This window comes from Pseudoalteromonas sp. MT33b, from assembly GCF_014117385.1.
GTDB lineage: Bacteria > Pseudomonadota > Gammaproteobacteria > Enterobacterales > Alteromonadaceae > Pseudoalteromonas > Pseudoalteromonas lipolytica.
Genome location: NZ_CP059831.1, coordinates 1,775,863 through 1,799,167, shown reverse-complemented (window position 1 = coordinate 1,799,167; position 23,305 = coordinate 1,775,863). Strand labels below are relative to the sequence as shown.

At 41.0% G+C, this 23,305-nt stretch carries 21 protein-coding genes; 11 read left to right on the top strand and 10 right to left on the bottom strand.

Translation table 11 applies throughout. The features are described from left to right. Positions 1-133 precede the first annotated feature (133 nt). The gene (locus H3302_RS08280; protein WP_182394875.1) at positions 134-3,172 is read left to right on the top strand and encodes an ATP-binding protein; all 3,039 of its coding nucleotides are present in this window, start codon (positions 134-136) and stop codon (positions 3,170-3,172) included. A gap of 5 nt (positions 3,173-3,177) precedes the next feature. Here the strand turns inward: H3302_RS08280 and H3302_RS08275 are convergent, their stop codons facing one another. The 6 genes from H3302_RS08275 to H3302_RS08250 all read right to left on the bottom strand — a co-directional run bounded on the left by H3302_RS08275 (position 3,178) and on the right by H3302_RS08250 (position 10,055). Further along, positions 3,178-4,011, bottom strand: coding sequence for a UDP-2,3-diacylglucosamine diphosphatase (locus H3302_RS08275; RefSeq protein WP_065979953.1), 834 nt, complete (start codon positions 4,009-4,011; stop codon positions 3,178-3,180). Between the two features lie 144 nt (positions 4,012-4,155). Further along, positions 4,156-5,880, bottom strand: coding sequence for a proline--tRNA ligase (locus tag H3302_RS08270; RefSeq protein ID WP_036968292.1), 1,725 nt, complete (start codon positions 5,878-5,880; stop codon positions 4,156-4,158). A 113-nt stretch (positions 5,881-5,993) separates the two neighbouring features. Then, positions 5,994-6,698 carry a tRNA (N6-threonylcarbamoyladenosine(37)-N6)-methyltransferase TrmO gene (gene tsaA / locus H3302_RS08265; protein WP_036968295.1) on the bottom strand — a complete coding sequence of 235 codons (705 nt, stop codon included), beginning with the start codon at positions 6,696-6,698 and terminating at the stop codon, positions 5,994-5,996. A gap of 98 nt (positions 6,699-6,796) precedes the next feature. Further along, complete coding sequence (locus H3302_RS08260; protein ID WP_036968298.1) at positions 6,797-7,369, bottom strand: outer membrane beta-barrel protein; 573 nt, start codon at positions 7,367-7,369, stop codon at positions 6,797-6,799. Positions 7,370-7,576: 207 nt separating this feature from the next. Beyond that, positions 7,577-8,041 (bottom strand): acyl-CoA thioesterase, encoded by a 465-nt coding sequence (locus H3302_RS08255; protein WP_036968300.1) that lies wholly within the window; start codon positions 8,039-8,041, stop codon positions 7,577-7,579. Between the two features lie 367 nt (positions 8,042-8,408). Further along, positions 8,409-10,055, bottom strand: a complete 1,647-nt coding sequence (locus H3302_RS08250) for an electron transfer flavoprotein-ubiquinone oxidoreductase (RefSeq protein WP_036968302.1) — start codon at positions 10,053-10,055, stop codon at positions 8,409-8,411. 194 nt (positions 10,056-10,249) lie between these two features. Here H3302_RS08250 and H3302_RS08245 point away from each other — a divergent pair, with 194 nt between their 5' ends. Beyond that, the gene (locus tag H3302_RS08245) at positions 10,250-10,999 is read left to right on the top strand and encodes an electron transfer flavoprotein subunit beta/FixA family protein (RefSeq protein WP_036968304.1); all 750 of its coding nucleotides are present in this window, start codon (positions 10,250-10,252) and stop codon (positions 10,997-10,999) included. Continuing rightward, on the top strand, positions 11,000-11,926 hold the full coding sequence (locus tag H3302_RS08240) for an FAD-binding protein (protein ID WP_182396384.1): 927 nt from the start codon (positions 11,000-11,002) through the stop codon (positions 11,924-11,926). It abuts the gene before it with no gap. A gap of 318 nt (positions 11,927-12,244) precedes the next feature. Here H3302_RS08240 and H3302_RS08235 read toward each other — a convergent pair whose 3' ends face one another. Further along, positions 12,245-13,174 (bottom strand): PstS family phosphate ABC transporter substrate-binding protein, encoded by a 930-nt coding sequence (locus tag H3302_RS08235; RefSeq protein WP_065979950.1) that lies wholly within the window; start codon positions 13,172-13,174, stop codon positions 12,245-12,247. Positions 13,175-13,351: 177 nt separating this feature from the next. On the opposite strand from H3302_RS08235, the gene H3302_RS08230 reads away from it, so the two are divergent. Both H3302_RS08230 and H3302_RS08225 read left to right on the top strand, forming a co-directional pair. After that, positions 13,352-13,855, top strand: a complete 504-nt coding sequence (locus tag H3302_RS08230) for a transposase (protein ID WP_182395458.1) — start codon at positions 13,352-13,354, stop codon at positions 13,853-13,855. Further along, a complete protein-coding gene (locus H3302_RS08225; protein ID WP_259369895.1) occupies positions 13,852-14,697 on the top strand; it encodes an IS3 family transposase in 846 nt (281 codons plus the stop codon). Before H3302_RS08230 ends, H3302_RS08225 begins: the two co-directional genes overlap by 4 nt. 64 nt (positions 14,698-14,761) lie before the next feature. Here H3302_RS08225 and asnS read toward each other — a convergent pair whose 3' ends face one another. Next, positions 14,762-16,159, bottom strand: coding sequence for an asparagine--tRNA ligase (gene asnS / locus H3302_RS08220; RefSeq protein WP_036968310.1), 1,398 nt, complete (start codon positions 16,157-16,159; stop codon positions 14,762-14,764). Between the two features lie 272 nt (positions 16,160-16,431). Between asnS and H3302_RS08215 the strand changes: the two genes are divergently transcribed. Continuing rightward, entirely contained in the window at positions 16,432-16,866 is a 435-nt protein-coding gene (locus H3302_RS08215; RefSeq protein WP_182396383.1) for an ATP-binding protein, read from the top strand. Between the two features lie 28 nt (positions 16,867-16,894). On the opposite strand, the gene bioA is transcribed toward H3302_RS08215, so the two are convergent. Next, entirely contained in the window at positions 16,895-18,187 is a 1,293-nt protein-coding gene (gene bioA, locus H3302_RS08210) for an adenosylmethionine--8-amino-7-oxononanoate transaminase (RefSeq protein ID WP_180310840.1), read from the bottom strand. A 97-nt stretch (positions 18,188-18,284) separates the two neighbouring features. Here bioA and bioB point away from each other — a divergent pair, with 97 nt between their 5' ends. The 5 genes from bioB to htpX all read left to right on the top strand — a co-directional run bounded on the left by bioB (position 18,285) and on the right by htpX (position 22,973). Then, entirely contained in the window at positions 18,285-19,325 is a 1,041-nt protein-coding gene (bioB, locus tag H3302_RS08205) for a biotin synthase BioB (RefSeq protein ID WP_036968319.1), read from the top strand. A gap of 7 nt (positions 19,326-19,332) precedes the next feature. Next, on the top strand, positions 19,333-20,466 hold the full coding sequence (locus tag H3302_RS08200; protein ID WP_075593550.1) for an 8-amino-7-oxononanoate synthase: 1,134 nt from the start codon (positions 19,333-19,335) through the stop codon (positions 20,464-20,466). Continuing rightward, the gene (locus tag H3302_RS08195) at positions 20,463-21,257 is read left to right on the top strand and encodes a methyltransferase domain-containing protein (protein WP_182396382.1); all 795 of its coding nucleotides are present in this window, start codon (positions 20,463-20,465) and stop codon (positions 21,255-21,257) included. The genes H3302_RS08200 and H3302_RS08195 overlap by 4 nt, the downstream gene beginning before the upstream one ends. After that, positions 21,254-21,937, top strand: coding sequence for a dethiobiotin synthase (bioD, locus tag H3302_RS08190; protein WP_182396381.1), 684 nt, complete (start codon positions 21,254-21,256; stop codon positions 21,935-21,937). Before H3302_RS08195 ends, bioD begins: the two co-directional genes overlap by 4 nt. Positions 21,938-22,112: 175 nt before the next feature. After that, positions 22,113-22,973, top strand: a complete 861-nt coding sequence (htpX, locus tag H3302_RS08185) for a protease HtpX (RefSeq protein WP_036968332.1) — start codon at positions 22,113-22,115, stop codon at positions 22,971-22,973. A gap of 66 nt (positions 22,974-23,039) precedes the next feature. On the opposite strand, the gene H3302_RS08180 is transcribed toward htpX, so the two are convergent. Beyond that, positions 23,040-23,246, bottom strand: coding sequence for a hypothetical protein (locus H3302_RS08180; RefSeq protein ID WP_036968335.1), 207 nt, complete (start codon positions 23,244-23,246; stop codon positions 23,040-23,042). Positions 23,247-23,305 lie beyond the last annotated feature (59 nt).

The window sequence follows — 23,305 nt, the reverse complement described above, 5'->3', positions numbered from 1 at the left end:
TGGTGCTTTTTTCGTTTCTAGCGAACGCTGCTGTAGGTAGTCATAATTAATTATAATTTTTTATCTTTCCCCCATCTTTATCATGAAATTCTCCTATACTATTTACAAGGTGGTAAATAAGGCTTTTTGTTCAATGGATTCTGAAAAATTATCGCGTTTAATAGTGCTACACAAGTTACCTATATTTGCATTTATTGTCCTTGTCATAATGGCGTGCTTAGCAACCGTAAAATATGAAATTGATACGCGTGAAGATGTCTACAAACGAACTTATGAGCAAATGCAGCGAGAGCTTTCAGCAAAAAAGTCGACCTTTACTACGACGTTAAGAGAGAATATTTCAGCTTTAAACTTCCTTGATGCAACCCCGCCGATCATGGCGATTATGCGGGCCACAAATGAAAATAATATCGACCCTGTGTTAGGCACGCCCATTTCAGCCTGGAAAGACCGCTTAGCTAAAATATTTAGCGGGTTTATGGCAACCGACAAAGATTTAGCGCAAGCACGCTACATATATGTCGCTGATAACGGCAAAGAGGTTGTACGTGTAGACAACATAAACGGCAAAGTCAGCCGTATTGCTGAGCAAAATTTACAGCACAAAGGTCAGCGTGATTACATGCAAATCACCCGTCAATTAACCAATGGCCATATTTATGTTTCGCCTATTAATTACAATCGTGAAAACGGTGCACTTCAAGTGCCTTATGTAAGCACGTACCGAGTCTCTAAGCTGATTAAAGATGCCAATGGTGACCCTTTCGCGGTGTTAATCATTAACTATTATGCAGACGATTTAATTCAAGGTTTAATAGAAGGAACCCCGCGAAAATTTAATGTTTTTCTTTTAAATGCAAAACAACAATTTATCTATCATCCAAATGAAGCATACCGTTTTAGTTTTGAAAAAGGCGATGCGCATTTTTGGTACGAAGAATTTAATAGTAATCATGATATGGCGCACGTTGATCTCTTTGACGTGGTGAACTTACCTGACAGGCTTTTTTTGAAAGAGGAGATAGCGTTTCAAAATGGTATTCAAATGGAGCCGTTAACGATAGCAGTGGCAATTGATACTGAAAACTTACTGTATGAAATAAAGCAAAAGCGCTATAGATTTATAGCCATGCTCTGTTTGATCATTGTAGTAGTCGTTATCTTGTTCATTATTTACCAGCGAGATATTAATCGTAAACTCGAGCTAAGCTTTCTTAAGGAGAAGAATAGCAAAATAATCGAAAGCTCATCCGATGCCATTATTATGATAAAAGCAAACGGTGTTATCGATAATGCGAATAAAACAGCGAAAGAGTTTTTTGGAATTGAAGAGCAACACACACAATTTGATGAATTATTTAACTACAATGACGAAGATTTTCAGGGCATTGCTCAGGCACTTAAAGAAGGAAAACGGTGCTCATTCGAAGCGGTACATATTGCCGATGAAAATACCCACTACTTTTCGATTACCATGGCTCCTATTTTTGATGCGGCTAATCAAGAATTTCAAATAGCGGCAATATTACGCAATATTGATTCGCTGAAATGTGCTCAACATCAGCTTGAAAAGCTCAATGGTTCACTGGAAGAAAAAGTAAAGATGCGCACAGCCGAGCTTGAAGAAGCGACCGAAAAAGCATTAGCGGCAAGTAAAGCTAAAAGTCAGTTTGTTGCCAATATTTCCCATGAAATTCGGACCCCGATGAATGGTGTACTCGGTATGCTAGAAATGCTTGAAGAAGAACTGCTTACCCCACAGCAAAAAAAATATTTACATTACGCGAATAGTAGCGCTAATTCTTTAATGACGTTGATAAACGATATTCTTGATTTTTCGAAAATCGAGGCAGGCAAACTCGATTTAGACTGTCACGAATTTGATGTGGTATCTGTGTGCAGTGATTTAGTGACATCGATGGCAGTGCAAGGACAGAAAAAAGGCATTGAAGTACTTTTTGATTGCAGTGGCATTACACGAAGAACGGTTATGGGTGACAGTCATCGACTAAAACAAATCTTAAATAACCTGTTAAGTAACGCCTTTAAATTTACCCACCAAGGGCATGTTAGCCTGACAGTTACACAGCTGTCTGTTGAGAAAAATAAGCTAATGTTGAATTTTTCGGTGTGTGATACTGGGATTGGAATTTCAAAAGAGAATCAAGATAAGCTTTTTGAGGTGTTTACCCAAGAAGACTCGAGTACAACGCGTCATTACGGTGGAAGCGGCCTTGGTTTGTCAATCAGTCGCAAGTTATCGCAACTTATGGGCGATGATATCATAGTAGAAAGCGAAAAAGGTAAGGGCAGCTGTTTTATCGCAAGTGTTTGTGTCGCACCTTCAGACATATCCATACAACACAGTGTTATTGCTGCATTACCTGAAAAACGAATGGGTATCGCGGTGCAGTACGATAAATTGGCAACCAACCTTGAAAAACAACTTACTGTGCTATCAGAGCCCGCACCCAAACAGCTACTTAGATTAAATAACGTGACAGAGGCTGAACTTAAGTTACTTGATTTAGTGATTGTTGAGCACAAACATCCCTTATTCGAGCTAGTGTTGAATTGGGCGAGAAATCATCTGCAAAAACATGCACTCATCTTAGGGGTTATGTCGTCACTTGCCAAAAAATATGACTTACCTGCTAATGTAATGGTGATTGCAAAGCCCATTACGCCTGATGAATTAAGCTATCGATTAGCGCTATTATTGAATAATAGTCAGCAGTTTGTTGAGCATGTTAAAAGCACAGATAAAGAGCAAGTTAGAATTGATTTGAGCGATAAACATATTCTTATCGTTGATGATAATTTAATTAATATTGAAGTGAGTAAAGCCATCCTTCGCGACAGCAATGTGACTATTGAATCAGCCAATGATGGCTTTGAAGCATTAGAACTTTTGAAAAATAGTAAGACAATATTCGATTTAATTTTAATGGACTGTCAAATGCCCAACTTAAATGGTTATGACTGCACAAAGGAAATCAGACAAGGTAAAGCAGGCGATGCTTATCAAGATGTGATCATCATTGCGATGACAGCCAGTGCCATGGCTGGCGACAGAGAAAAGTGTTTAAGTGTTGGCATGAACGATTACATTACAAAACCTATTAAGCAAGCCACATTACGCAATAAATTGTCGATGTGGCTCAAAGGTTAAACAGCTTATGCCGCATCTTGGCTTTTGTCGAAGGCGGGGGTTGGCTTTAATTTGCTGATATCTGCAGAGTGAATGACTTTTTGTGTTTCGCTCCAATGTAGCAACTCAATTTTTCCGCAACTGTTTTCAACAAGCGCTGTGCAGTTTTCTATCCAATCTCCGTCATTGCAATACACAATATCATCGACAATTTTCACCGCAGGGTGATGAATATGGCCACATATTATGCCATCAACGCCTTGTTTTTTTGCTTCATGAATTGCTGCATTTTCAAAGGCTTCAATTGCTGCACGCGCTTTGTGTACGCGTGCTTTGATCCACGAAGCAAGCGACCAGTAATTCCCTCCAAACAAACGTCTAATTCGGTTTGTCCAGCGGTTTAAAAAGAGTAAAAAATCGTATCCAGCATCACCCGCTATGCTAATTAGCTTGTTGTAACGGGTTGCTGAATCAAAGTCATCACCGTGCAAAAGTAAAAAACGTTTATTCGCCTTCGTGGTGTGTATATATTTTTTATGAACTTCTATACCAAATAATGACTCGTTGGCGTAATGACGAAAAGTTTCATCATGGTTTCCTGGTATGTAAATAACACGCGTGCCGTCTTTGGCTTTTTTTTGAATAAGCGCAAGTACATCATAGTGACTTGGGTGCCAGAAAAACTGCCGTTTCATTGACCATAAATCAACTATATCGCCAACAAGGTAAAGTACATCACATTCGATAGAATTTAAAAAGTTTAATAGATACTGAGCTTGGCAGTCTTTGTAACCTAAGTGAACGTCGGAAATCCAAACGGCAGGATAGTGAGTTTTATTACTGCTAGTTGTGTTATTCATGGCATTTACTCATGGTGTAATAAGCTAAATGCTAGGGATAGAAGGTGACATTAAAAAGACGGTTTAGCGAAACATCTATGACAAAGTGCACATGATCAAAAAAACCGCCGAAGCGGTTTTTTTAACTGAGATAGCGTAAAAGGTTTAGCCTTTTACTAATGCCGCAATTTCAGCGATTGCAGTGTCTAAATCAAGCATGAGCTTTTCACCCGTACGACGGTTTTTAAGCTCAACTTTATTCTCATCTAGGTTTCGTTCACCAATGACCAGTGTGTAAGGCACACCGAGTAATTCCATGTCGTTGAACATAACACCTGGGCGCTCTTTACGGTCATCAAATAACACATCGATACCTTGCGCTTTTAGACCGTCATATAAGTTGTTTGCAATATCAGGAATACGATGAGATTTATGCATGTTCATAGGAACGATGGCTAAATCAAACGGTGCAATAGGTTGTGGCCATTTAATACCGTATTCATCATTATTTTGTTCAATGGCAGCGGCAACGATACGCGATACACCAATACCATAACAACCCATTGTCATGATCTGATTTTTACCTGACTCGCTTAATACACCTGCTTTCATTGCTTCAGAGTATTTAGTACCCAGTTGGAAGATATGACCAACCTCAATACCGCGTTTAATTTGTAACGTACCTTGGCCACATGGGCTAGGATCGCCTTCTACAATATTACGAATATCGGCAACTTCATAGTTTTCAACATCGCGGTCCCAATTAATGCCGCTAAAGTGCTCGCCATCTTTGTTTGCACCGGCAACAAAGTCAGCCATTACATTGGCAGTGCGGTCTACAATAATAGGCATGTTTAGACCAACAGGGCCTAGTGAGCCTGGTTTCGCGCCAATCGCCGCAACGATGTCTTCTTCTTTAGCCATTTCAAGAGGTGAATCAACAAGCGGGTGTTTCTCTGCTTTTAGTTCATTTAATTCATGATCACCACGTACAATAAGAGCCACTAAACCACGTTGTTCGTTTTCATCAGGTGCGCCATACACAATCAGTGTTTTAACGCCACGATGAGGTTTAACCCCGTAATGCTCTTTTAGCTCAGCAATTGTTTTTGCATCTGGCGTAGGGAATGCCTTAAGCTCTTTTGTCGCTGCTGGACGTGCATCTGTTGGTGCAAGCGCTTCAGCTTTTTCGATATTTGCTGCGTAATCACTTGCATCACTGAATGCAATGGCATCTTCACCAGATTCAGCCAGTACATGAAACTCATGCGACACGCTGCCACCAATAGAGCCGGTATCAGCAATAACTGGACGGTAATCAAGACCCAGACGCTCAAAGATATTGCAGTATGCTGTGTGCATTACTTGGTATGTTTTTTCTAAACACTCGTCACTTAAATGGAAAGAATACGCATCTTTCATGGTGAATTCGCGTGCACGCATCACACCAAAACGAGGACGCACTTCATCACGTACTTTTGTCTGTACTTGATAAAGAGTCAGTGGAAGTTGTTTATATGAGCTTACTTCTTTACGAACGAAATCAGTGATAACTTCTTCGTGCGTCGGACCAAGTGCGAATGGGCGATTGTGGCGGTCATTAATACGCAGTAATTCAGGACCAAATTGCTCCCAACGGCCCGATTCTTCCCATAAGTCAGCTGGCTGGATAATCGGCATTAGCATTTCGATTGCGCCGGCTTTATCCATTTCTTCACGTACAATGTTTTCTACTTTTTTCAGTACGCGTAAACCAGAGGGCAACCACGTGTATAAACCCGACGCAACGCGGCGGATCATGCCAGCTCGTAGCATTAATTGATGAGAAACAATCTCAGCATCAGACGGAGTTTCTTTAAGTGTTGCGAGTATATATTGACTGGTACGCATCTCTATTCCAAGTAGTGTTAAAATTATTATCGTTTACTCAAATCATTTGAGTAGTAACAAGGCGCTCAGTTTACCAGCGGAAGCGGTGACACTAAAGCGCTAAGTGTTAAAAACTAGCATTTTTCGATGCTGGTTACAGTATTATGGTCGCCAGTAACAAACCAACGAATATTAAAATCATATAATGTCATGCCGTAGCTTTGTGTTGATTCACGTTGCTTTTTGTAAGCAGGGCGTGGGTCTTGCTTTAACACATTGCTGATAAAGGCTTTTAATTCGGGATAATCGGTTTGTTTAGCGATAAAAGCAAGCGATTCTTCGCTAAATTCTACACTCATATCTGTTTCTGGGCGGGTGTCGGCAAAGCCAGCACTGGCCTCATGCATTGCATCTGAATAAGGTAAATAGGGTTTGATGTCTAAAATAGGCGTGCCATCAAGTAAATCAATACCCGATAACAATAAGCTCAACTGACCATTTTTGTATTCAATGCCTTCAAGTTTTACGGCACTCATACCGATTGCGTTGGGTCTAAACGTGGCACGCGTTGCAAATACACCTTTACGCTCGTTACCCCCTAAGCGAGGAGGGCGTACCATAGCTGAATAGCCTTTGTCTGCTGTTTCATGAAATCTAAATAGCAGCCAAATATGACTAAACTCATCGAGGCCACGCACAAATTCTTCACGATTGAAATCAGCTGTAAAAACGAGTTTTGCTTTTGCTTCGGGTACTAAACGTGGTTGCCGTGGTATGGCAAACTTTTGTTTATAAGGAGAATGGATATGCCCGACAGCCGTTAATTGATATTCGCTCATAATGCGTTGTAATTAGGAAAAACTGCCATCATTTTACATGCAAACACAAAAAAAGGCAGTCTGGGCTGCCTTTAAACATTTAAACTAAGTGGTCTAAATTAAAACATGTACTGAAAAGAGACCGATGCGACATCCATATCAGGGTCAATATCATCTTCAAGCTCATAACGCTCATACTCAAAACGTACTTGCATATTGGTAGTAAAAGCATACTCAATACCTGCGCCATAAAATACATCGCCGCCATCTGTATCTGCACTAATGCTGCCAAGATCACCTAAATCTTGTTCCACTTCGGCATCCCATTCAAGCCACCCGCCTTTCGCATACACTGAAAAGCTCTCAGTAATGGGGGCAGCAAGCCTCGCTGCGAGGGAAATACCATCAAGCTCTACTTTTGAATCAATGTCACTTGCTTCATCAAAGTTTTGATAGGCAAGCTCTAAGCTTAAGTACTTATTGAACTGTGTCCCTATGTAGCCTTTAAGCATTTGTGAATCATCATCGAAATCGGTGTCGTTTTCACTGTCTTCAAATTGGAAAGAGTATTGACCATAACCAATACCAGTATAAATACGAGGAGAATCCATTTCGGAAGTATCTGCATGGGCAGCATTATTAAAACCAAGTAGTGCTAAAGAAAGTGCAGAAATTGAAATTACTTTAATCATTTAATAGCTCCTTTAAAAAATAAATAAACGATGTATTCATATCGGTCGTAGGAACTATTGCACTGAATATGCCAATATATTTTATACGCTTAAAGTATTGGTTTTAACACTGTTTTAGGCTTTTTTTGCGCATTATGATTAATCAGTGATCAGCTGTTCAGTTTCATATGCGCAACAATTTCAATCAGCTATGTAGAAGTTACTTAACTACGCTTTTTGCAGTAATGTTTCTGTTTCAATGGCAATCTCTTTCATTTTAATTGCGTAGTTTTCGATTTTCTTTTCTTCATCAGTTTCAGCTGTGTAGGTCGGTACCGCGATAGGGTAACCCGCTTCATCCATTGCTATGAAACTAATAACACAGTGATTTGTTTCGACTAAGTTTTGTGTTTTAGGGTCGCCGCAACGCACTTGAATAAAAATTTGCATACTTGTTTTACCGGTATGCGCAATACTCGCTTTAACTTCAACAATTTGTCCGACAAGAATAGGGCGCTGGAATTTAACACCAGCAACAGACACGGTGACACAGTAGTGACCGCTCCAACCCGCTGCACAGGCATAGCCTGCTTGGTCTATCCATTTCATTACAACACCTCCGTGTACTTTACCTCCAAAGTTCACATCAGTAGGCTCAGCTAAAAAACGAAAAGTTACACTTGATGACGGCATATATCACTCACTATAAATTTAAACACGACTAAGGGTTTGCTTACCTTTCAAGGTTAAATTTGCAGCAGTCTGTGTGCGATTCAGTCAAGGCAGCGGCTATAGCGTGTGGTTATCCCCATGAATAGCCGATAACGCAGCATCAAAACCAAACAGGCGCTCCCCTTTGAGTTATGCTTAGGGGCGCTTTACTCTTTGTTGCTCGGTTTTTACTTAGCTCACTAGGTTACAAACCACGCGCCGTGATTTAAGCGTCCCAAGTTTGAACAAATCTTAATCTGCAAAGGTAAACAGATCTTAAGCATAGACTAAAAAAGGGGCCGAAGCCCCTGCAATTTAGGATAAATAGTAATTAAATGAGTAACGTGCGTTACATATTAGGGTAGTTTGGTCCACCCGCACCTTCAGGCGTGACCCAGCAAATGTTTTGACTTGGATCTTTAATATCGCAGGTTTTACAATGCACGCAGTTTTGTGAATTGATCACAAACTCTTTTTGGCCTTCGATTTCTTGAACTTCATAAACCCCTGCAGGACAATAACGTTGTGCTGGTTCGTCAAACTTCACTAAATTTACGTTAATTGGAATGCTGTTGTCTTTGAGCTTTAAGTGACAAGGCTGAGATTCTTCATGGTTCGTATTTGATAAAAACACCGACGATAATTTATCGAAGCTCAGTTTGCCATCGGGTTTGGGATAACTAATCTTTTCGGCTCTGCTTGCATCAACAAGTGTTGCATAGTCAGGTGTATTGTCTTCAAACTTGAAGGGAAGTTTCCCTGCAAAGATATTTTGGTCAAGTGTGTTGTATGCGCCACCCAAAAATTTACCTAACTTGTGCATAACAGGGCCAAAGTTGCGTGATTGATACAGCTCTTTATAGGCCCAACTTTGCTCAAATGCGGTTGCATATTCAGCCAAATCGCTATTTTCTTTGCCTTGAGCAAGCGCCTCAACAATCACATCGGCAGCGACCATGCCTGATTTCATAGCCGTGTGATTACCTTTAATTTTAGCAAAATTCAGTGTGCCGGCATCACACCCGACAATTAAGCCACCAGGAAAATGCATTTTTGGTAAAGAGTGCAGGCCGCCTTTTGCTATCGCACGAGCGCCATACGCAATACGTTCACCGCCCTCTAATACGTCTTTAAAGATTGGGTGATGTTTCATGCGTTGAAATTCATCAAACGGACTCAGGTGCGGGTTTGAGTAATTAAGGTCGACAATTAAACCAACCACAACTTGGTTGTTCTCGCTGTGATACATAAACGCACCACCGCTTGTATCACCCGTTAGTGGCCAACCAGTACCATGAACCACAGTACCTTGTTTATGTTTGCTTTCGTCAACGTGCCAAATTTCTTTAAAGCCTAAGCCGTAGTGCTGGGGTGATGCATCTTTATCAAGGGCAAAATGATTAATAAGCTCTTTGCCTAAATGACCACGGCAACCTTCAGCAAATACTGTGTATTTTGCTCTTAATTCCATGCCCGGCATATAGCCGTCTTTTTCATTACCGTCTTTATCAAGACCCATATCGCCGGTAATAATCCCTTTCACGGTGTCATCTTCGATAATTAACGAGTGCGCACTAAATCCGGGGAAAATTTCTACCCCTAGATTTTCTGCTTGTTCAGCTAAAAATCGACATACATTGCCCATCGAAACAATATAGTTGCCATCATTGTGGAACGTTTTCGGGCTCGCAAAGTGGGGGATGCTGGTGGCTTTTTCACTGTTATTAAACCAGTAAATGTCATCCTGAGTCACTTTTGTTGAAACAGGCGCTCCTAATGATTGCCAATCTGGGAGTAGCTCATCAAGTGCGCGTGTCTCGAATACCGCACCCGATAAAATATGCGCGCCCACCTCAGAGCCTTTCTCTACCACACAGATCATTAATTCTTGTTGTTTTTCTTGTGCTTGTTGTGCCAATCGAATAGCTGTTGATAAACCCGCTGGGCCTGCGCCTACGATAACAACATCAAATTCCATGGTTTCGCGTTCGACCATATAAACCTCTTATCAGTGACGGACCTGCATTAAAAGAACCGTATTTCATACTTGCAAATGAAACGTTACAGGCTGTGAATACTTTAAGGTTATTTTAGGTTGACGTTTACGTCAACAGGAAGTAGTCTGAAATCATAAAATAAATAAGTTGACGTAGACGTCAGCTTTAAGAACACACAATTGATGGAGTCACGATGAAAATCCTCGTTCCAATTAAAAGAGTAATTGACTATAACGTCAAAGCACGCGTTAAAGCAGATAAATCGGATGTTGATTTAGCTAATGTAAAAATGGCGATGAACCCGTTTTGTGAAATTGCAATTGAAGAAGCTATTCGTTTGAAAGAAGCAGGCACGGCAACAGAAGTTGTGGCTGTAACTATTGGTAATAAATCATCTCAAGAGCAATTACGTACAGCATTAGCACTGGGTGCAGATAAAGCGATTCATATCGAAACTGAAGAAAAACTAGAGTCGCTACACGTAGCGAAGCTATTAAGTAAGATTGTTGAGCAAGAGTCACCCGAGCTGGTTATTTTAGGCAAACAATCGATTGATTCAGACAATAATCAAACAGGTCAAATGCTCGCTGCTTTAACAGGACGTGGCCAAGGTACTTTTGCCTCTAAAGTTGATGTGCAATCAGGTACTGTGAATGTTACGCGTGAAGTAGATGGTGGTTTACAAACTGTCGCGCTTAAATTACCTGCCATTGTAACGACAGATTTACGCCTAAACGAGCCGCGTTATGCATCGTTGCCAAATATTATGAAAGCAAAGCGTAAGCCGTTGGAGGTCATTGCTGCAGATAGCTTAGGTGTTGACCTTGCTCCGCGCATTCAGCTTGTTGAAGTTAATGAACCTGAAAAACGTTCAGCCGGTATTATCGTTGAAGATGTGGCGACGTTGGTTGAAAAGTTAAAAACAGAAGCGAAGGTGATCTAAATGAAAACATTAGTGATAGCTGAACACGACAACGGTGTTCTAAAGCCTGAAACACATAAAACAATGACCGCTGCTGTTAAATTAGGTTTTGACGTTGATTTATTATTAGCTGGTGAAAATCTAGCGGCTATGAGCGAAAAGGCAGCGTCGATCGCCGGTGTTAGCAATGTACTAGTCGCTGACGATACAGCATACGCTCACCAATTAGCTGAGAATGTGGCTGATCTTGTTTTATCTCTTAGTGACAATTATTCACACATTGTTGCAAGTGCTACGACAACGGGCAAAAACTTTATGCCACGTGTTGCGGCCTTACTAGATGTTGCGCAAATCTCAGAAATTATTGATGTGATTGATGCTGACACGTTCAAGCGTCCAATTTATGCGGGTAATGCAATTGCAACCGTTAAATCACTCGATACTAAAAAAGTAATCACTGTACGTGCAAGCAGCTTTGATGTGGCCGCTGAACAAGCCCCTGTTTCTGTCTCAGCGATTGATAGTAAAGGGTCTGTAGGCTTAAGCGAGTTTGTATCACAAGAACAAACTGAATCAGAGCGTCCTGAGCTCACGGCAGCACCGGTGGTTATTTCGGGTGGCCGAGGTATGCAAAATGGTGAAAATTTCGCGTTATTAAACGGTATCGCTGACAAACTAGGTGCGGCAATTGGCGCGTCTCGTGCTGCAGTTGACGCGGGCTTTGTGCCAAATGATATGCAAGTAGGTCAAACGGGTAAAATTGTTGCCCCTGATTTATACATTGCAGTAGGTATCAGTGGGGCCATTCAGCATTTGGCGGGTATGAAAGACTCAAAAGTCATTGTTGCAATAAATAAAGACCCTGACGCACCTATTTTCCAAGTGGCTGATTATGGTTTAGTTGCTGACTTATTTGATGTATTACCCGAGCTTGAAAACGCACTGTAATACATAACGATTCTGGTTGTTAAAAGCTGTTCACCTTCTAGGTGCGCAGCTTTTTTTATACTCGTTTCTGTCTGAATACGAGTAAGGGCGTTATAAATGTAACTAACGCGCGACTTTTCTTTATCGAAAATCGGCATGTTACATAAACTTGCTTTGGGACTTTATTTGCTCTGATTAGCTTTACCGGCTTTAACTGTTCCTTAGTACGGTTTAGACGAACTTTTACTGAGCTCAATAGACTGTTTTATTCGCCTACAAGTTTATGCGCCTTCAAGTTGTTTTTTAGACATAAGAGGTCTTCTATTGGTTACACCTCTATTAATTCACTGCTAAATACCCTTGGTTGCTCATTTTGGCTTGGACTTGTGGAGACTTTAAGAGCATTACTAGCTTTTCGCCAATCAGCTTAGAGCGGGGCGATTGGGTATTAACTATCAGAATTAACGGTCTTACAAATTCATAATCACCATTTTCTATCGTTTCTTTGGAAGGTTTAACGTTATTAATTGATAACAGTGTTACTTTATTAATGCGTCTATCGTCTTCGAGTTTACTTATCGCACCGTAAGAGTCGTAGGCAATCGCGTTTGGAATCCGTTGAACAATGCCCAGCGCTTGGTTGAAATGGTCATATAGGCTCACTCGCTGGTTAGAAAACAAGCCTCTGTTGCCTGCATTTTTTAGTCTTATGTAGTTTGTATCGGGGTCTTTAATGTAATCAAGTTCGAGAAACTCTAAAAACACATCAAAACTGCCGTGATGAGTCCCTTTACTAAAAAGTAGGATCTCATCATTTTTGTTACTTAATTTTGGTGTTTTTGATGACAGGCTAGACCACGTGTTTATTTTACCTTGGTAGATGCTTCTAAGCTCATTACTGGTCAGGTTGTCGATATTCAATGAACTATTGATGAAAAAAGCAAGCGCATCTTGTGCAATCACAATTTGCTTTAAATAAGGCCACTTCTCTTGTTCAATCTTTGTCAGGTATCGTGAACTGCTGCCAATATCAATCACATTGTCGGCAATGGCTTTTATGCCTTTATCACTGCCCATGGGTCTAATTTGTATTGAGTTGCCAAAGCCATTGTGTAACTCGTCCTTAATTTCTACAAGCAGCTCTGTAACGGTCGTTGATCCTGCGATTAAAATCGGTTTCGCATTAATGGGTTCTTCAAGGGCAACCAAGCGGGGCGATAAGGTAAAAATAGCGGTGAGGGTTAATATCTTAAGAGAGTGTATGAGCATGTCTGATAATAGCTCCTTTATAAATCACTAACGTTGACTATAGAGTATAGATTGGCTTTTGTAATTATTATGCTGGTGATTTAATTGAGAAGGCTGCGTATTTACAGGTATAAAAAAACCAGCCAATTGTGAAGTGACCCCATAAAGTTGGACATTCCAATTACTGGGGGTCTTTTTATGTCCAAACATCATCGAGCTTTTAAGCTCAAAATAGCAGAGCTCGCTTTGTCTGAAAGCTCTTCGACGGTAAGTAACAGATTTAATGTTACAGATAGGCAGGTCCGATATTGGACCGCTATTTATCGAATTCATGGCGCTGAAAGCTTCAGGTCTGTTCACAAACCTTATTCTCAAGCATTTAAGGTAGAAGTGTTAAAAACGATGACAGCAAACAGTTGGTCACTCGGTTATACCAGTGCTTTTTTCGATTTATCGTCCCCTGGCATTCTTTTTCAATGGCAAAAGCTTTATGCTCGTGATGGTATATCACGTCTCAAACCACAAATAAAAGGTAGGCCAGTCATGACTAATAATTCTTCTTCTTCATCAAAACCAGTAGAGCAAATGACTGAGGAGGAGTTACGAGAAGAATTAGCATACTTACGAGCAGAGAATGATGTGCTAAAAAAGTTAGAAGCCTTGGCTCAAGCCAGAAAGAAAAAAGCAAAGACAAGACGATAGTCGTCGAAGAGTTCAAGGCAAAACATAGCTTACGACACCTTTTAAAGGCTACAGGGCTGCCAAAGAGTGTTTACTATTATCATCGCACTACCTGTAAGCAACCCTGTACAAGCAATGATTTACTGGTAAAAATACGTGATATCTATCACGCGCATAAAGGACGATATGGCTATCGCAGAATTACGAGTGCTCTGAGAACAATGGGGGTACTTGTTAATCATAAGCGCGTTCAACGGCTGATGAATGAGTTAGGCCTCAAGTCAAAAGTAAGGCCTAAGCGCTATAAATCCTATAAAGGTGAAGTGGGTAAAATCGCAGAAAATACGCTTAACCGCGAGTTTAGTGCGCAGAAGCCAAATCAAAAATGGGTGACGGATGTGACAGAGTTTAAAGTGGATAATGAGAAGGTATATCTATCGCCTATGATTGACCTATTCAACCAAGAGGTAATCAGTTACGAAGTCAGAAAATCCGTTGCACTCCCTTTGGTAACTGACATGCTTAAAACAGCAACTGCTAGGTTGAAGCCAAATGAAAAGCCAGTTGTACACTCAGATCAAGGGTGGCAATATCAAAACAAACAATATCAAAATCATCTCAAGGAAAAAGGGTTGCAACAAAGTATGTCTAGAAAAGGAAATTGTTTAGATAATGCGGTTGCTGAGAACTTCTTCGGCATATTGAAGAGTGAGATGTACCACAACGAAACGTTTAAAGACGTGAATGAGCTTATTGAAAACATCAAAGAATATATCCACTATTACAACAATGAGCGTATTAAGCTGAAACTAAAAGGCCTGAGTCCGATACAGTATCGAAATCAGGCCTTGGCAGCCGCTTAAAAATGAGTCCAACTTTATGGGGTCACTTCATTGGCTGGTTTTTAACACTAACATTTAAGCTTGCTTAGTAAGTCGCGCTGCCTTTAGTACGTGGGAATGCAATAACGTCACGTACGTTACCCATACCCGTTACATAAGCGACTAAACGCTCAAAGCCTAGGCCAAAACCAGAATGTGGTACTGTGCCGTATTTACGTAGGTCACGATACCAGCTGTAGTCTTCTTTATCTAAGCCCATTTCTTCTAAGCGTTGGTCAAGTACGTCTAAACGTTCTTCACGCTGTGAACCACCAATGATTTCGCCGATACCAGGCGCAACAACATCCATTGCTGCTACTGTTTTGCCATCTTCGTTTTGACGCATGTAGAAGGCTTTAATATCGCGTGGGTAGTTTTTAATAACAACAGGCGCATTAAAATGTTCTTCTGCTAAGTAACGCTCGTGCTCAGATTGTAAATCTACACCCCACTCAACAGGGAATTCAAACTGTTTACCACAGGCTTTTAAAATTTCGATAGCGTCAGTGTAATCAACTTGTGCAAAGTCTTTGGTTACAAACTCTTCTAAACGTGAAATGGCCGTTTTCTCAACACGTTGTGCGAAAAACTCCATGTCGTCACGGCGCTCAGTTAATACGGCATTAAAGACATACTTAAGCATATTTTCAGCAAGTTTTGCGATGTCTTCTAAATCAGCAAACGCAACTTCAGGTTCTACCATCCAAAATTCGGCTAAGTGACGCGATGTGTTTGAGTTCTCAGCACGGAAAGTAGGGCCAAAGGTATAGATTTTAGACATAGCAGACGCATACGTCTCACCGTTCAACTGACCAGATACAGTTAAGAATGCTTCTTTACCAAAGAAGTCTTCACTGTAATCGATATCGCCTTTATCTGTGCGTGGTAGATTTTGCATATCAAGTGTTGATACACGGAACATTTCACCGGCACCTTCACAGTCACTTGCTGTAATGATAGGCGTACTGATCCAGTAAAAACCTTGCTCATGATAAAAACGGTGAATAGCTTGTGCTAAACAGTTACGAACACGTGTTACTGCACCCATAATGTTAGTACGTGGGCGTAGGTGCGCATGCTCGCGAAGGTATTCAATACTATGACGTTTAGCTGACATAGGGTAGGTGTCTGGGTTTTCTACCCAGCCTAATACTTCAACCGTGTTTGCTTGAATTTCAAACGACTGACCCTGGCCAGCAGATTGCACAAGCACACCTGTTACAGAAACAGAACAACCCGCCGTTAAACGTGTAACTTCATCATAATTATTAAGTGAATTAGGTACTACCGCTTGAATAGGATCAAAACACGAACCGTCATGAACGGCTAAAAATGAAATTCCTGCTTTTGAATCGCGGCGTGTACGGATCCAGCCTTTTACTGTTACTTGGCTGTCTACCGCAACCTTGCCTTTTAATAGCTCTGAAATCGCTAAATGGCTCATCTTCACTCCAATGATATAAGTTGCCTAATATTATAATGCTGTGCATTGCACTTGAATCGACTATCTTACCTTCGTAAATCAAATAAAAAAACTATTCCGGCACACTCTTTAGCAGTTTTTCTTCAATTGGATAAAATAGCATCAATATTTTGCGTTAAAATGACGATTATTTAAATTCTCGCTGCGCTAATTGGTTATTTTGTGGCATTATTATCAATCCTAAACAAGAAATCGTTTCTTATTGTTTTTAACTTATTTGTATTACAGGTGCTATGAAACAAGTTTTTATTCTTCGCGGCTTACCCGGCTCAGGTAAATCATATTATGCGCAAAGCCTTGCCGATGAATTGGTGGCTGGTAATGAAAGTGATTATGTTGTGTGCGCAACCGATGATTATTTTTATAACAGCGAAGGTGTCTATCAATTCGATAAATTTAAGCTCCCTGAATATCATAATTTAAACTTAGCGCGATTTATTAATGCCTTAGCTGAAGAAATCCCCTTGGTGATTGTAGATAACACTAATATAAAAAAATGGGAATTTATTGCCTATGCCCAAGCTGCTTCGGCGTTAGGTTATCAGGTTAAAGAAGTGATTGTAGGTGAAATCAAAGACAAGTCACTTCAGCATTTATATGCTAAACGCTGTGAGCACAAAGTGCCGCTAAGAATGATAAGCAAAATGGCTTATATGTTTGAATGGTAAAAGGAAGCATACGCTTCCTTTTTTGTGTCTAGAACATATTTTGGCTAATGGCGTCATCAATCGCGCCACACAATTTTTCTAAGCAAGTTTCGCTGCTAATGTACGGCGGCATTAAGTAGATAAGTTTTCCAAATGGGCGGATCCAAACCCCTTTTTCTACAAAAAACTGTTGTATTTTAGCCACATCAACACGGCGGTTTAGCTCTACCACACCAATTGCACCAAGTGTCCGTACATCCACCACATTGGCATGTTGCTTACATTTGCTTAGCTGCTCAGTAAGCACCTCATTAATATGCACAATTTGCTCTTGCCAAGGCTGCTCTAGTAATAAATCAATACTTGCACAGGCTGTTTCACAGGCCAGTGGATTCCCCATGAATGTGGGGCCATGCATAAGTACACCGGCTTCGCCTTCACTTATGCCAACGGCCACCTTTGATGTCGTTAATGTGGCTGATAACGTCATCATCCCTCCGGTGAGTGCTTTGCCAATACACATGATATCGGGCTCAATGTCGGCATGTTCAACGGCAAAAAGTTTGCCAGTACGGCCAAACCCAGTGGCAATTTCATCACATATAAGCAGTACATTGTACTTATCGCAAAGAGCTCTTATATGGCGAAGATACTCAGGGTGGTAAAAGTTCATCCCCCCTGCGTTTTGTACTATAGGTTCAATAATAAAAGCGGCGACGTCTTGATGATGCTCTTTAAAGTAAACCTCGAGTGTTTCTGCTTCATGTATATCAAAGGTTTCATTAAAGCGGGAGACGGGGGCAGGTACAAACACATGCTCAGGGAGAAACCCAGAGTACATACTGTGCATAGAGTTAACCGGATCGCATACGCTCATTGCCGCGAAGGTATCACCATGATATCCCTTAAGCGGGGTCATTAATTTTTGTTTAGTTTTAATACCTTGGCTTAACCAATACTGCAATGCCATTTTGATAGCTACTTCGACACTTACAGAGCCGCTGTCTGCTAAAAACACTTTATCTAATGTTGATGGTGTGATCTCAACGAGCTTTTTGGCAAGTTCAACCGCAGGTTTATGGGTTAAACCACCAAACATAACATGGCTCATTTTACCTAACTGTTTGGTAATGGCTTCGTTTAGTACAGGATGACAATAACCGTGAATCGCACTCCACCACGATGCCATACCGTCAATGAGTGCTTCGCCTGTTTCTAAAAAAATGCGGTTCGCTTTTGCATGGCTTACAGGGTAAACGGGAAGCGGGGTGGTCATGGACGTATAAGGGTGCCAAATATGTTCACGATCAAAATCTAAATCAATTGTTTGTTTATTGTGCATATGTAAACTTTGCTCTGCTTGGTTTCGTTGACAATGTTACGTCAAGACGTAGACTAAGCCAATCAGACCGTCCTAATAAATTTAAAAAGAGAAGATTATGGAGCACGCAATTGTCCGTCACGATTGGACCCACCAACAAGTAAAAGCATTATTTGATATGCCATTTAACGATTTACTGTTTAAAGCGGCCAGTGTTCACCGCGAAAATTTCAATCCTAATGAAGTTCAAATTTCAACGCTACTTTCTATTAAAACGGGTGCATGCCCAGAAGACTGTAAATACTGCCCACAATCAGGACATTATAAAACAGATCTTGAGCGTGAGCGCCTTATGGAAGTAGAAAAAGTTGTTGAGCAAGCGCGTGCCGCAAAAGAAAAAGGGGCTACGCGTTTTTGTATGGGCGCTGCGTGGTCAGATCCTAAAGATCGTGACATGCCTTACATCGAAAAAATGGTGCAAGAAGTAAAAGAATTAGGCCTTGAAACATGTATGACTTTAGGCATGCTCGATAATCAAAAAGCGCACGCCTTAAAAGAAGCAGGACTTGATTATTACAATCATAACCTAGACACCTCACCAGAATATTACCAACAGATTATTACCACCCGTACTTATCAAGACCGTTTAAATACAATAGACAACGTACGCGATGCAGGCATGAAAGTATGTTCTGGCGGTATTGTTGGCATGGGTGAACAAGCCGCAGACCGTTATGGTTTATTGATGCAACTTGCAAACTTAGATCAGCAACCAGAGAGTGTGCCTATCAATATGCTGGTAAAAGTAAAAGGCACGCCACTGGAAGATGTCGATGACCTCGATCATTTTGAATTTATTCGCACCATCGCTGTGGCACGTATTATGATGCCAAAAAGTTATGTACGTTTATCGGCAGGGCGTACTGCGATGAACGAGCAAATGCAATCGATGTGTTTCTTTGCGGGCGCTAATTCTATTTTTTATGGTGATAAGCTACTCACAACAGAAAACCCAGAAGCGGATGCCGATATGATGCTGATTAAAAAGCTGGGTATGAACCCTGAAAAACGTGAAGATTATTCAGATGAAGCCGTCGCAGCGTCACTTTCTTCAAAAGTGGCCGACAAAGCAACATCAGAACTATTTTACGAAGCTTAAACACGTTATGCCTTTTGAATTTATTGCACAGCATCTTCAAGCGCGTAAAGAAGATGCTTTACTTAGGCAGCGCCAACTGGTCGAAGAGTCAAACGGACGCTTTATTCGTATTGCAGGAAAACAGTACTTAAATTTTGCCAGCAATGATTATTTAGGCTTCGCTGATGAACTCGTTACAGTGAGTGAGCTGCCACTAGGCAGTCACAGTTCAGCATTAGTAAATGGCTATAATAAACCGCAACAGGCTCTTGAGCAGCGCCTATGTGAGTTACTGGGTTATGAAAGTGCCATGCTTTTCAACAGTGGCTTTAGTGCAAATAGCAGTGTGTTAAAAGCCTTGTTTCACGATAAAGCTGTGGCGCAATCTGCCGCAATTTTTCAAGATAAACTCAATCATGCTAGTTTGATTGATGGCGGTCTCCATTCTCAAGCGGCGATGGTGCGGTTTAATCATAATGATTTAAAGCACTTAGAGTCACGCTTACAAAAATCGAAAGCTAAACATAAACTCATTGTGAGTGAAGGCGTGTTTTCGATGGATGGTGATAAAGCACCTGTTGCACAGCTGTGCGAACTTGCGCATAACTATAATGCCTGGCTAATGATTGATGACGCCCATGGGTTTGGTGTGTTAGGTAAGCACGGGCTTGGTAGCTGTGAAGTGCACAAACCCGATTTATTGATCATTACATTTGGTAAAGCCCTCGCTAGCAGTGGTGCATGCTTGCTGGCGAGTAAATCGGTTATTGATTACATGCTGCAATTTAACCGTGATTATATCTATTCAACAGCCATGTCGCCTGTGATGGCAAGTAGTACGCGTGTACAACTAGAAAAAATACTGGCCGCTGATAATAAACGTATGCAGCTTTTTAAAAATATTGCGTATTTTAAAACATTAGCAAAAGCGAAAAACTTAGCGCTTATGGATTCAGATACAGCAATACAACCATTGGTACTCGGCGATGCCGCACAAACGATTGATGTGGCGAATAAGCTAAAACAGCGTGGAATTTGGTTAACAGCCATTCGTCCACCAACCGTACCTTTTAATACATCGCGATTAAGAGTCACACTTAGCAGTGCCCATCAGCTCGATGATATAAACACGTTGGTAGATACGTTAGTGGAGTGCTTATGAGCCAATTAGCACACAGTACTGCTCACGGCGTTAAAGATCACAAGCTGTCCACAGCGAGTCAGTTTTCGAAAGCGGCTGCGCATTACAACAGCCATGCTAACGTTCAAAAGCAAGCAGCAGCGCATTTAATCAAACTGCTTGCGAATAAAAACCAACAGGGCGTTTGCCTCGATTTAGGTGCAGGACCGCTGGTTAATACAGCCCTATTGCAACAATATTTTGCAACGGTAGTGGCGATGGACTTAAGCCACGCCATGTTAAACACCGATAAAAGCCGTGAATATTTAAAGCTGTGTGCCGATATGGATAATTTGCCACTGCAAAAAAACAGTGTTGATTGCGTATTCAGTAATTTTGCCGTGCAATGGTCGGCAGATTTACCCTTACTTTTCAAACAGCTGTTTGCCGTGCTTAAAGATAATGGTCGGGTGTATTTAAGTTGTGTTATTGCAGGCTCATTACACGAAATTAAACAGGCTTTTGCCTGTTTAGATGACCAATCTCGTATTAATCAATTTCACTCATCCGACAATGTCACACAGTATGCGAAGGCTGCTGGATTTAAGGTGAATTTTGCAGTAGATACCTGTTATACCGACGCTTATAAAAGCCCACTTGAGGCAATACGTTCAATCAAGGCCATTGGCGCTACGTCATTACACAGTAGTAAAAAGCGTCAGGGTCTTTTAACAAAGCAAGCATTGAATAACGTGTGCAAGGCATATCCTCTGGTTGATGGGCATGCTAGAGTGAGTTATCACGTCGTACTTTTAGAATTAGAAAAACAATGAAAGAATTTTTTATCACTGGCACGGACACCGATGCCGGTAAAACCCATGTCACCAGTTTATTATTAAAGCTGCTAGCACAACATAAACAACGAGCGGTTGGTTACAAACCCATTGCAGCAGGGGCTGAGATGGCTTTTGGTGAGTTGGTAAATGAAGATGCGCTAACCTTAATGGAAAGCTCGTCTGTTGGTGCTAAGTACACAATTGTGAATCCGTTTACTTATGAGCCACCAATTGCTCCGCACATTGCCGCAGCGAAAGTTGGCGATAGACTCACCTTTGAGAAACTAGATAGCGCGTATGAGAATGTGAAAGCACTCAATACTGATTATATTCTGACAGAAGGGGCCGGTGGTTGGTGCTTACCCATTAACGAAACTGACTTGTTATCTGATTGGGTTAAACAGCAAAACCTCAATGTTATTTTGGTTGTAGGCATGAAACTGGGTTGTTTAAATCATGCTTTATTGACTGCCGCTCATTTTAAAGCGTCGGGCGTAAACTGTGTAGGGTGGATAGCAAATCATGTTGACCCCACCATGCAAGAACAAGAGGCTAATTTACAGACCCTTAAAAATACTTTACCGTTTCCGCTATTAGGTATTACCCCCTACACAGAAAAAACCCCTAAATTAAATATTTATAAAACCTTACTTGAAACTTTATCCATTCACCCATAATAATTGAGTTGTTACTTTTGACATACTCTGTCACAATTGGTTGCAATTAGTTCCTTGTAACCAATTGCTTTAAAATTAAACTAAAGGTAGTAACAAGCTCAGTTAATTTTATTAACTAACGGTTTTTAATCATGCCGTTAGTTAATACAATTGGTATGTTTATTCTGAGGTTTTTATGAAGCGTGTATTCTTGTTTCTACTGACTAACTTAGCGGTCATGCTAGTGTTAGGCATTGTGTTGTCTATTGTGATGAGTGTACTGGGTATTAGTCATCGCAGTTTAGGCGGCATTCTAGTCATTTCGACCGTATTTGGTTTTGGCGGCTCATTTATTTCGTTATTTATGTCGAAATGGATGGCTAAAAAGTCAACGGGCGCTCATGTTATTGAACAGCCTCGTTCAGAAACTGAGCAATGGCTTGTTTCAACTGTGGCTGCACAGGCTAAAAAAGCAGGCATTGCAATGCCTGAAGTGGCCATTTACGACAGCCCTGAAATGAACGCATTTGCAACTGGGCCTAGTAAAAACAACTCGTTAGTTGCTGTGAGTACAGGTTTATTACACAACATGAATCAAGACCAAGCGGAAGCTGTTTTGGCGCATGAAGTATCGCATATTGCTAATGGTGACATGGTCACGCTTACGCTTATTCAAGGCGTGGTGAATACCTTTGTTATCTTTATGGCAAAAGTATTGGCTGGTATTGTTGATAACTTTATCAATAGCGATGAAGAAGAAGGTGGCAGTAGCTGGACTTACTTCTTGTTTGATATGATTTTCCAAATGTTATTTGGTGTATTAGCGAGTGTGATTGTGGCCTACTATAGCCGTAAACGTGAGTTTTCGGCGGATGCAGGCGCTGCAAAACTTGTTGGCGCAGATAAAATGCGCAGCGCACTTGAGCGTTTAAAGCAAAACCACCCATCGCAACTAGAAGGTTCAATGATGGCATTTGGTATTGCAAGCGGTAAAGGTGTCGCTGAGTTATTCTCATCTCACCCGCCACTTGATGAGCGTATTAACGCCTTACGTTAAATAAACTGATAACGTGAGTTGCTAATTAACACATTAAAAAGCCAGCTTATTGCTGGCTTTTTGTTTTTATTCACTTTGACTTTTTTCTCTTTCGAGTTGCTGTGGTAGTAATACTTCAACGATTTCTCTGGCTGGCAGTGTGTATCTCACACCGTCAAACATGACCGATGTGTGCTCATCAATACTCGTGATGCCTGTTAAGGTCCAGCCTTCGCCTCGTTCTTTGCAATAAACAGTGGTGGTTGGTTGAATTACTTTAAATTCTTCACTCATCGTACTAAACCTAATTGCTTGTAATTGCGCTTATAGTAAGACAATAATGCCTGCTCATA